This is a genomic window from Actinokineospora sp. (genome assembly GCF_050699995.1).
Lineage (GTDB): Bacteria > Actinomycetota > Actinomycetes > Mycobacteriales > Pseudonocardiaceae > Actinokineospora.
In genome coordinates, this window is the sequence record NZ_JBOHGC010000461.1 from 25,961 (window position 1) to 35,868 (window position 9,908).

Sequence of the window (9,908 nt, forward strand, 5' to 3'; positions counted from 1 at the left end):
GGGATATTCCACAATGGACTTCTTGCGACCGACGACCCTAGCCGAGGCACTCGAGGCCAAGGCGGCGAACCCGGCGGCGGTGCCGATCGCCGGCGGCACCGATGTGATGGTGGAGCTGAACTTCGACCTCCGCAGGCCCGACGCGCTGCTGGACCTCGGTGGCGTGGCCGAACTGGCCCAATGGGACCTCGACGACCATGTGGTGCGGCTGGGCGCGGGCGTGCCGTACAACCGGATCATCACCGAGCTGGGCGACAAGCTCCCCGGCCTGGCGATGGCGTCGCGCACCGTCGGCTCGCCGCAGATTCGCAACCGGGGCACGGTCGGCGGCAACCTCGGCGCCGCGTCGCCCGCCGGTGACGCGCACCCGCCGCTGCTGGCGTGCGCGGCTGAGGTCGACGTCGCCTCCTCTCGCGGGTCCAGGCGCATCCCCGCCGCGGACTTCTTCATCGGTCCCAAGAAGTCGGTGCTCGAACCGGACGAACTCATCGTCGCCATAAGGGTTCCGGTCGCCTCCGGCCCGCAGCAGTTCGCGAAGGTCGGCACCCGCAACGCCATGGTGATCGCCGTCTGCTCGTTCGGCCTCGCGCTGAACGCGGGCAAGCGTTCCGTCGGCACCGGCATCGGCTCGGCGGGGCCGACACCGCTGCGGGCGCCGGAGGCGGAGGCCTTCGCCGAGACCGAGATCGACGGGCTGTGGGACTCGCGGGAACCGTTGCCCGACAGCACTTTGCGCCGCTTCGGTGAGCTGGTGGGTGAAGCGGCCAACCCGATCGACGATGTGCGGGGCACCGCGGCGTACCGGCGGCACGCGCTGAGCGTGCTGGCCCGGCGGACGTTGGCGTGGGCCTGGGCGGACTACCGGACTGGGAGCTGGTCTACATGAGGGTGACGGTGCGGGTCAACGGCGAGGAGAAAGTCGCCGACGACGTCTGGGAAGGCGAGAGCCTGCTCTACGTGCTGCGTGAGCGGATGGGCCTGCCAGGCTCCAAGAACGCCTGCGAGCAAGGGGAATGCGGCTCCTGCACGGTGTTCCTCGACGACGTCGCGGTGTGCGCGTGCCTGGTCGCCGCGGGCCAGGCCGAGGGACGCGAGGTGCACACGGTCGAAGGGCTCGCCGACGGCGACCGGCTCGACCCCGTCCAGGAGGCGTTCGTCGAGACCGGGGCCGTGCAGTGCGGGTTCTGCACACCGGGTCTGATCGTCGCCACGCACGACCTGGTCCGCCGGGTCCCCAAGCCGACCGACGCCGAGATCCGCGAGTCCCTGGCCGGAAACCTGTGCCGCTGCACCGGATACGAGAAGATCCTCGACGCGGTGCGCCTCGCGGCGTCCCGGATGGAGGGTGCCTCGTGAGGACCGTCATCGAAGGCGCCGCGGTGGCCACGGTGGACGCGGCGGGCACGGAGTACACCGACGGACATGTGGTGGTCAACGGCGGGCTGATCGAGTCCGTCGGCCCGGGCCCGGCCCCGGATTACCTGCCCGCCGACCGCCGGGTCGACGGCCGCGGCTGCCTGGCGACCCCCGGCTTCGTCAACACCCACCACCACCTGTACCAGTGGGCCACCCGCGGCCTCGCCCAGCAGTCGGACCTGTTCGACTGGCTCGTGCGCCTCTACCCCGTGTGGGCTGGCATCGACGAGGACACGACCGCCGCCGCGGCGACCGCGGGCCTGGTTCGCTTGGCGCGCACCGGATGCACCACCGCCGCCGACCACCACTACGTCTTCCCGCGCGACGCGGGCGACCTGCTCGGTGCGACCGTCCACGCCGCGGGCGAGGTCGGCATCCGCCTGCACGCGGTGCGCGGGTCGATGGACCGCGGCACCTCCACCGGCGGCCTACCGCCGGACTCTCTCGTCGAGGACACCGCCGCCGCGCTCGACGGCACCGGGGAGGCGATCTCACGCTGGCACGACCCGTCGCCCGGCTCGTTCGTCCGGGTCGCCGTCGGCCCCTGCTCGCCGTTCTCGGTGAGCGCCGACCTGATGACCGGCGCCGCCGAACTCGCCCGGGCCGCGGGCGTGCGGATGCACACCCACCTCGCCGAGACCCTCGAAGAGGAGAAGCAGTGCCTCTCCGAGTTCGGCTGCACCCCGGTCCAGTACGCCGAACGCCTCGGCTGGACCGGCCCGGACGTGTGGCTCGCCCACGGTGTGCACCTCTCCGACGGCGCCATCCGCACCCTCGGTGAGAGCCGGACCGGCGTGGCGCACTGCCCGACGTCCAACGCACGGCTGGGCGCCGGAATCGCGCGGGTGGCCGACATGCTGGCCGCCGGTGTCCCCGTCGGACTCGGCGCGGACGGCGCGGCGTCCAATGAGGACGGTGGACTCGGCGGCGAGCTCCGGCAGGCCATGTATCTGGCTCGGCTCCGCGATGGCGCCGCTTCCTTCGACGCCCGGCGCGCGCTGTGGCTGGCCACCATGGGCGGGGCCGCCTGCCTTGGCAGACAACGGGAACTCGGCTCGCTCGAACCCGGCAAGCTCGCCGACATCGCCCTGTGGCGGATGACCGGCGTGGAACACGCGGGCATCGCCGACCCGGTCGCGGCGCTGGTGTTCGGCTCGCTGCCGCCCCTGGCGCTGCTGCTGACCGGTGGCAACGCGGTGATCGAGGACGACGAGTCCTGCCTGGTCACCGAAGCCGACGTGGCCCGCGACCTGAACGCCGCGAGCGTCAAACTGGCCCGCAAGGCGGGGATGCTGCGATGACCCGGTCCTCCGAACGCACCCGCACCGAAGGCGGCGTCGGCCAGAGCCCGGCCCGGCCGGACGGCGCGCTGAAGGTGAAGGGCGAGTTCGCTTACTCGTCGGACCTGTGGGCCGACGAGATGCTGTGGGGCGCGACCCTGCGCAGCCCGCACCCGTTCGCCCGGATCAAGCTCATCGGCGTCGGCGGCGCACTGCGGATCCCCGGCGTGCACGCGGTGCTGACCCAGTCCGATGTGAAGGGCCGCAAGCGGTACGGGCTGGAGCACGCCGACCAGCCGATCCTCGCCGACGACGTCGTGCGGTACCAGGGGGAGCCGGTCGCGATCGTGGCGGCCGACCACCCGGAGACGGCCCGGCGGGCGGTCGCGGCGATCGAGGTCGAGTACCAGGTGTTCGAGCCGGTCACCGACATGGACCACGCACTGCGGCCCGACGCGACGGCGCTGCACCCGGACAACGAGACCGGCAACTGCGTGCGGCACGTGCGCATCCGCAGCGGCGACCCGGAACCGACGGCTCCGGTCGTCGTCACCGGCGAGTACAGCGTCGGCATGCAGGACCAGGCTTTCCTCGGCCCGGAGTCCGGTCTCGCGGTCCCGGCCGAGGACGGCGGGGTCGACCTCTACGTGGCCACCCAGTGGCTGCACGTCGACCAGAGGCAGATCGCGGAGGCGCTGCGGCTGCCCCCGGAGAAGGTGCGGCTCACCCTCGCGGGCGTCGGTGGCGCGTTCGGGGCCAGGGAGGACCTGTCCATGCAGGTCCACGCCTGCATGCTGGCGCTGCACACCGGAAAGCCGGTCAAGATGGTCTACGGGCGTGAGGAGTCCTTCTTCGGCCACGTTCACCGGCACCCGGCGCGGCTGCGCTATGAGCACGGCGCCACCGAGGCGGGCGACCTCGTCTACGTGCGGGCCCGGATCGTCCTCGACGGCGGCGCGTACGCGTCGAGCACCACCGCGGTCGTGGCGAACGCTGCCACGCTTGGCGTCGGGCCCTACGAGGTCGAGTCCGTCCACATGGACGCGTACGGCGTCTACACCAACAACCCGCCGTGCGGTGCGATGCGCGGATTCGGCGCGGTGCAGGCCTGTTTCGCCTACGAGTCCCAAATGGACCTTCTCGCGGAGAAATTGGGCATGGACCCGGTGGAGCTGCGCCTGCGCAACGCGGTCCACGAGGGCTCACGGATGCCGACCGGACAGGTGATCGACTCCGCGGCCCCGGTCGAGCAGCTGCTGAAGCTGGTGCGGGACAAGCCGATGCCGCCGCCCGCCGCCGACGACCTGCGCGAGATGCCTGGCGGGGTCTCGAACACGACGCACGGCGAAGGGGTCGTGCGCGGCGTCGGCTACGGGGTCGGGATCAAGAATGTCGGCTTCTCCGAAGGGTTCGACGACTACTCGACCGCCCGGGTCCGGCTGGAGGTCGTCGCGGGTGAGCCCGTCGTCTCCGTGCACACCGCGGCTGCCGAGGTCGGCCAGGGACTGGTGACCCTGCAGGCGCAGATCGCGCGCACCGAACTCGGTGTGGTCCAGGTGACGGTCCTGCCCGCCGACACGAACATCGGCAGCGCGGGCTCCAGTTCGGCGTCCCGGCAGAGCTACGTGACCGGCGGCGCCGTGCGAGCCGCGTGCGAGAAGGTCCGCGCGGAGGTGCTGGAGCTGGCGGAGAACCCGCAGGCGCGGCTGGAGGACGGCAAGGTCGTCACCGATGACGCCGTCGTCGCCGATATCGTCGACCTGCTCGGGGACAAGGTCATCGAGCACACCGTCGAATGGCGGCACCGGCCCACTGAGCCGCTCGACGCGCACGGGCAGGGCAACGCGCACGTGCAGTACGCCTTCGCCGCGCACCGGGCCGTCGTGGACGTCGACGTCGAGCTGGGCCTGGTCCGGGTCGTCGAACTCGCCTGCGCGCAGGACGTCGGCAAGGCGATGAACCCACAGGCTGTGGAAGGGCAGATCCAAGGCGGATCCGCGCAGGGGCTCGGGCTGGCGGTGATGGAGGAGATCCAGGTCGTGGCCGGCAAGGTCCGCAACCCGTCGTTCACCGACTACCTGATCCCGACCATGCTCGACATGCCGCCGATGCCGCTCGACGTCCTGGAACTGGCCGACCCGCACGCGCCCTACGGCTTGCGCGGCATCGGCGAGCCCCCGACCATCTCCTCGACGCCCGCGATCGTCGCGGCGATCCGGGCGGCGACAGGGAAAGCGCTGACCCGGGTGCCCGTGCGGCCCGAACACATCACCGAGACCGAGGAAACGGCATGAGTGTCACCGAACGGCTTGAGTTCTGGTCCGACGGCGTGATCATCGTCGGTGAGCTGCGCACTCCCGACGCCGAGGGCCCGCACGCGGCGGTGGCGCTGAGCGGGCCGTTCACCGGGGTCAAGGAACAGGTCGTCGGCCACTACGCGGAGAAGCTCGCCGAGGCCGGGTTCGCCACGCTCGCGTTCGACCACCGCGGCTTCGGGGAGAGCGGCGGCAGGCACGGACATGAGGACACCCAGGGGAAGCTGGCCGACCTCCGGGCCGCGGTGAGCCTGCTCGCGGCCCGGCCGGAGATCGACGCGCACCGGATCGGGCTGGTCGGGGTCTGCCTCGGCGGCGGCTACGTCATGCGGGCCGCCGCGACCGACCCGCGGGTCAAGGCCGTCGCCGGGATCGCGGGCGCCTACAACAGCCCCGCGTACTTCGCCGAGCGGATGGGCATCGACGCCTATCGCGCCGCCCTGGGGGTGTTCCTCTCGGGCTACGACGACCTGATCCCGGCGGTCGCCCCGGACGGCGGCGAGGCGGCGATGGCGGGGGAGGAGCCGTACTCCTACTACGGCACCGAACGCTCCGCCGCTGAGCACTGGAGCAACGAGGTCACCCGGGGATCGCTGCACTCGCTGATGACGTTCGACGCGCTGAGCGCGGCAGACCTGCTCGCGGCGACCCCGCTGCTCGTCGTGCACGGGAAGATCGACGACTACTGTGCGCCGGAACTCGCCGAGCGGCTTTACGAACGGGCGACGGGTGCCAAGCGTGCGGTGTGGCTCGACTGCGAACGGCACGTGGACCTCTACGACGTCGAGCCGCACGTCAAGAAGGCCGTCGAGGAGACCGCTCTTTTCCTGCGCGAAAGCTTGCCTGCGACATCACTCTAGGTGAAGATCAACTGCATAAGGATGACCCGATCGGCGACACGGGTTGTCGTTAGTCTGGCCCAGACCATTTCCCTAATCCCGAGGTGGATCGTGACTGACACGGCAAGCTGGGTGCCCGAGGGTGTCAACACCGAACTGCCCAGCGCCGCGCGGGTGTATGACTACCTGCTCGGCGGTGGCCACAACTTCCCCGGCGACCGCGCCCTGGCCGAGATGCTGGTGACCAAGGTGCCCGCCCGCGACATGGCCAGGCTCAACCGGGCCTTCCTGCGCCGCGCCGTCCTGTTCCTGCTCGACCAGGGCATCACGCAGTTCCTGGACCTGGGATCAGGCATCCCGACGGTCGGCAACGTGCATGAGGTCGCGCACGACGTCGACCCGGAAGCCCGCGTCGTCTACGTCGACTACGAGCCGGTCGCGGTCGCGCACAGCGAACTGCTGCTGGAGGGCAACAAGAACGCCGCCGTCCTGCAGGCCGACATGCGCGACCCGGACAAGATCCTGCAGCACCCGCGCACCCGCGAGCTGCTCGACCTGGACAAGCCGCTCGGCCTGCTCATGGTCGGGGTCGTCCAGTTCGTCCCGGACGGTGACGACCCGTGGGCGCTCGCCGCCCGCTACCGCGACGAGGTAGCCCCCGGCAGCTACCTGGCGCTCTCGGCGTTCACGTGGGATCACGCGCCCGCGGGCATGGCGGGTGCGGTCGAGGTGTTCAAGAACAGCCAGGACCCGATCTTCCCGCGTACCCACGCGGAGATCACCCGGATGTTCGACGGCTTCGACCTGGTCGAGCCCGGCCTGGTCCTCACCCCAGAGTGGCGGCCCGAGCGGCCGGAGGACACGGCGGACGCCGAACGCTCGAATCTGTATGCGGGTGTCGCCCAGAAGCCGGTGGGTCACTCGAACGGCTGAGCGGAATGCCCGCTATGCGTGGGTCTGAGTAGCGCGATGTACCCGATTGGGTGCAGAGTGGTAGCTCTTCGGCGCATATCTTTCAGTAAGCAGTCGAGAAGGACACCGATGATCCGCCACCCGGACGGTCACCGTGGACCGTGCTGAGCTGGCCAAGAGATGGGCCGCTGCGTTGAACCAGGTCGTGTATGTCTCGCGCTCGCGCGACGACATCGAGCGTGACTTGGGCGACCTCGTCGCCCGTCTCGCGGCCTGCGTGCGCCCCGGTGCCGACCTGGCTCCGGCGGTGGAGATCGGCCAGGACCTGGTCGCGGCCGGGTTCAACAAGGCGGGCTGTATCCGCACCACGATCGACGTGCTGGGCACCGGTCTGTCCGAAGTGGAGGGTGTGGCCGCGGCTGACGTATTCCCCGCGCTCGCGTCGGTGGCGGCGGGATTCACCGCCGCCACGCGTGACCGGCTGTTCTCCGAGCAGGAGGACATCCGGCACGCTTTGGTGCGGGCCAGGGAGAACGTCGAACGCGACCTGCAGGCCAGCGAGGCGCGCTTCCAGGGCGTGTTCGCCACCGCCGCGGTGGGCATGCTGATCAGCGACCTCGGCGGGGGCGTCGCGCGCGCCAACGAGGCGCTCGAAGAGATGCTCGGCTATCGCAAGGGCACGCTGTTCCGCAAGCGCCTCGATGACCTGTTTCACCCGGACGAGGCCGACTTCCTGCGTGAGCGCTACGCCGAACTCCGCGCGGGCGAGTGCGACACGGTGCGGGAACGCACCCAGTTCCTCCGCGCGGACGGCGACACCGCGTGGGTCCGGGTCGCGGTGACGCTGCTGCGCGATGGGGACGGCAAGCCGGACCACCACGTGACCATGGTGGAGGACATCTCCGACCTGCACCTGATCGAACACCGGCTCAGCACCCAGGGCACCCGCGACATGCTCACCGGGCTGGCCAACCGGCAGGCGTTCGAGGGCAGGCTCGAGGAGTCGATGGGCAGCACGGCCGACGTGTCGCTGTTCCACATAGGACTCGACGAGTTCGGCGTGGTGAACAACGGAATAGGCAGGCACGCGGGCGACAAGCTGCTCAGCGCCATCGCGGGCAGGCTCATGCTGATCGCCGAGGAGCGCGAGGGTGCCCTCGCCCGCATCGGCGGCGACGAGTTCGCGATGCTGACACCGGGTCGGCACGACGTGGCCGCGGTGGCCGGCGACATCAACGAGACGCTGGCCGAACCGACCTATGTGGACGGTGAAGGAGTCGCGGTGACGGCGTCGATCGCCGTGCTGCGCTCACCACGCTCGGGCACCGAGCCCGCGGAGCTGTTGCGCGCCACCGACATCACGTTGCGCAGACTGAAGGCGTCCGGCCGCAGGCAGTGGGGTCTGGTCGAGGCCGACGACCTCGCCGCCCGGGAGCGCTTCCGGCTCACCGCGTCCATCCCGGGCGCGTGGGAGAGCGGCGAACTCGATGTGGAGTTCCGGCCGGTCGTGGAGTTGGAGAACGGCACGACGGTGGCTGTGCAGGCGCTGCTGTGCTGGGACAGCCCGGTCCACGGGCGCCTCGGCCACGACCGCTGCCGCGAGTTGCTGCGCGACACCGGGCTCAGCGTCCCGGTCGACCAGTGGGCGCTCGGCGTGGCGTGCGAGCGGACCGCCGAGCTCGCCCCTCGGCTGTACCTGGAGCTGACCGACGAGCAGGCAGCCGACCAGGACCTCGTGGGCACCGTGCGCCAGGGCGGCGCGCTGGAGCGGCTCGACCTGGGTGTCCCGGTCTCCGCGCTGGCCGACCCGCAGGCCGACGACAACGTGTCGGTGCTGACCGACCTCGGGGTGCGGATCGTGCTGACCGGGTTCGGCCAGACGCCCGGCGACATCGCCTGCCTGGAGGACTACCCGGTGCACGCCGTGCGACTGGGCGACCGGGTCGTCCAGCGGATCGGGACGGCGCCGGACCCCAAGTCGATGTTCGTGCGGTCGGTGCTGGAGCTGCTGCCGATGGTCCGCGAGTCCGGCCGCGACGTGCTGGTGCCCGGAGTGGACACCGCCGAACAGGCCGACTGGTGGAAGCGGGCGGGCGCGGACCTGGCGGTGGGCGCGCACTTCGGCGAGCCCGACACGGTGGACGACGTCGTCGCCTAGGCGGCGACGGCCACCGACTCCAGGGCACGGATGCCCGCGGCGGTCAGCGTGGCGGCGACGAGCTGGCCGAAGCGGCCGGTGCCCGCGGCGATGTAGCCGTCGTGGGTCAGCGTGTGGGCGCTGAACTGGTCGCAGAAGGGGACGCCGTCGATGTAGAGGTCGGGTTCGCGACCGCAGCTGATCTGCGCGCGACCCGCCGCGACGGCTCGCAGCACCGCGATGGTGCGATGACTCAGTTCGTGTGGCTCGGACATTTCGGGTTCCCCCCGGTCTGTGGGTTACTTCGTATTCGTCGCTGTTGAGGTGTTAGATGCGTGACCCCCTCATGAGGTTGCATCGGATCGTCACCCCGCTGACGTTACAAAGCGTGACCAGATTGCGTCGACACACTTTTAAGAGGGGACTTTCGGCCCCCAGATACCTACGGCCGACGCTGGTCAGGGGAGCCGTTGAGGCCGAACAAGATCCGCCGCATGACGTCCGGGTCGGTCGTCATCGGCTCGTCGGGCACGGCGGCCCGAGCGGCCTGCGAGGCCTTGCGCTGGCGTCGCGGCAGCGGCACCGCCGAGGCGTTCATGCCGCTGGGCAGGGCGAGGGCGAACCAGACGATGTAGCGGCCGTGGTCGATCTGGGTGGTCCCCGCCCGGGCCACACCGGCAATGGCGGGCGTCGGCACCGGCCGCGGCGACTCGACCTCGAAGATCAGGTCGGCGCCGGACAGTCGCACCCGCGCGGTCATCATCCCGGGGGCAGCGGGGTTGACCGAGTCCACCACAGCGGTCATGACCACCCTGGCCGCCTCAGCGGCGACGTCACGCATGTCGCGCAGCGCCCACTCGGTCAGCGAGAACCGGACGAACATCTCGGCACAGCCGATCGCACTGGGCAGGGCGACTAACTGGAGGTCATCGACCTGTTCGGTCCGGTCGCTCATCCGATCTCCCTCAGGTGCCGCCCACGCGTGCGCAAGATGGTGCCACGATCGGGT

General features: G+C 70.8%; 9 protein-coding genes. 7 read left to right on the forward strand and 2 right to left on the reverse strand.

Features of this window, described 5'->3' with window-relative positions:
- Positions 1 to 13 precede the first annotated feature (13 nt).
- From ACRDSQ_RS22845 to ACRDSQ_RS22875, 7 genes are all read left to right on the forward strand, one after another.
- On the forward strand, positions 14 to 886 hold the full coding sequence (locus tag ACRDSQ_RS22845) for an FAD binding domain-containing protein (protein ID WP_431423902.1): 873 nt from the start codon (positions 14 to 16) through the stop codon (positions 884 to 886).
- Positions 883 to 1,356, forward strand: a complete 474-nt coding sequence (locus ACRDSQ_RS22850) for a (2Fe-2S)-binding protein (protein WP_431423903.1) — start codon at positions 883 to 885, stop codon at positions 1,354 to 1,356. The genes ACRDSQ_RS22845 and ACRDSQ_RS22850 overlap by 4 nt, the downstream gene beginning before the upstream one ends.
- Positions 1,353 to 2,717, forward strand: coding sequence for an 8-oxoguanine deaminase (locus ACRDSQ_RS22855; RefSeq protein WP_431423905.1), 1,365 nt, complete (start codon positions 1,353 to 1,355; stop codon positions 2,715 to 2,717). Before ACRDSQ_RS22850 ends, ACRDSQ_RS22855 begins: the two co-directional genes overlap by 4 nt.
- Positions 2,714 to 4,990 carry a xanthine dehydrogenase subunit D gene (pucD, locus tag ACRDSQ_RS22860; protein ID WP_431423906.1) on the forward strand — a complete coding sequence of 759 codons (2,277 nt, stop codon included), beginning with the start codon at positions 2,714 to 2,716 and terminating at the stop codon, positions 4,988 to 4,990. The genes ACRDSQ_RS22855 and pucD overlap by 4 nt, the downstream gene beginning before the upstream one ends.
- Positions 4,987 to 5,871, forward strand: a complete 885-nt coding sequence (locus tag ACRDSQ_RS22865) for an alpha/beta hydrolase (protein ID WP_431423908.1) — start codon at positions 4,987 to 4,989, stop codon at positions 5,869 to 5,871. The genes pucD and ACRDSQ_RS22865 overlap by 4 nt, the downstream gene beginning before the upstream one ends.
- A gap of 90 nt (positions 5,872 to 5,961) precedes the next feature.
- Complete coding sequence (locus ACRDSQ_RS22870) at positions 5,962 to 6,783, forward strand: SAM-dependent methyltransferase (protein ID WP_431423910.1); 822 nt, start codon at positions 5,962 to 5,964, stop codon at positions 6,781 to 6,783.
- Positions 6,784 to 6,916: 133 nt separating this feature from the next.
- Positions 6,917 to 8,920, forward strand: a complete 2,004-nt coding sequence (locus ACRDSQ_RS22875; RefSeq protein ID WP_431423911.1) for an EAL domain-containing protein — start codon at positions 6,917 to 6,919, stop codon at positions 8,918 to 8,920.
- Here the strand turns inward: ACRDSQ_RS22875 and ACRDSQ_RS22880 are convergent.
- Positions 8,917 to 9,174 carry a hypothetical protein gene (locus ACRDSQ_RS22880; RefSeq protein WP_431423913.1) on the reverse strand — a complete coding sequence of 86 codons (258 nt, stop codon included), beginning with the start codon at positions 9,172 to 9,174 and terminating at the stop codon, positions 8,917 to 8,919. The two genes, ACRDSQ_RS22875 and ACRDSQ_RS22880, sit on opposite strands and share 4 nt — an antisense overlap.
- A gap of 167 nt (positions 9,175 to 9,341) precedes the next feature.
- Positions 9,342 to 9,854 carry an ATP-binding protein gene (locus tag ACRDSQ_RS22885; protein ID WP_431423914.1) on the reverse strand — a complete coding sequence of 171 codons (513 nt, stop codon included), beginning with the start codon at positions 9,852 to 9,854 and terminating at the stop codon, positions 9,342 to 9,344.
- Positions 9,855 to 9,908: the final 54 nt, after the last annotated feature.

Bases quoted from the DNA above. Each gene is read 5' to 3' on its own strand.
- ACRDSQ_RS22845 (WP_431423902.1), top strand. From the start codon at position 14: ATGGACTTCTTGCGACCGACGACCCTAGCCGAGGCACTCGAGGCCAAG.
- ACRDSQ_RS22850 (WP_431423903.1), top strand. From the start codon at position 883: ATGAGGGTGACGGTGCGGGTCAACGGCGAGGAGAAAGTCGCCGACGAC.
- pucD (WP_431423906.1), top strand. From the start codon at position 2,714: ATGACCCGGTCCTCCGAACGCACCCGCACCGAAGGCGGCGTCGGCCAG.
- ACRDSQ_RS22865 (WP_431423908.1), top strand. From the start codon at position 4,987: ATGAGTGTCACCGAACGGCTTGAGTTCTGGTCCGACGGCGTGATCATC.
- ACRDSQ_RS22880 (WP_431423913.1), bottom strand. From the start codon at position 9,174: ATGTCCGAGCCACACGAACTGAGTCATCGCACCATCGCGGTGCTGCGA.
- ACRDSQ_RS22885 (WP_431423914.1), bottom strand. From the start codon at position 9,854: ATGAGCGACCGGACCGAACAGGTCGATGACCTCCAGTTAGTCGCCCTG.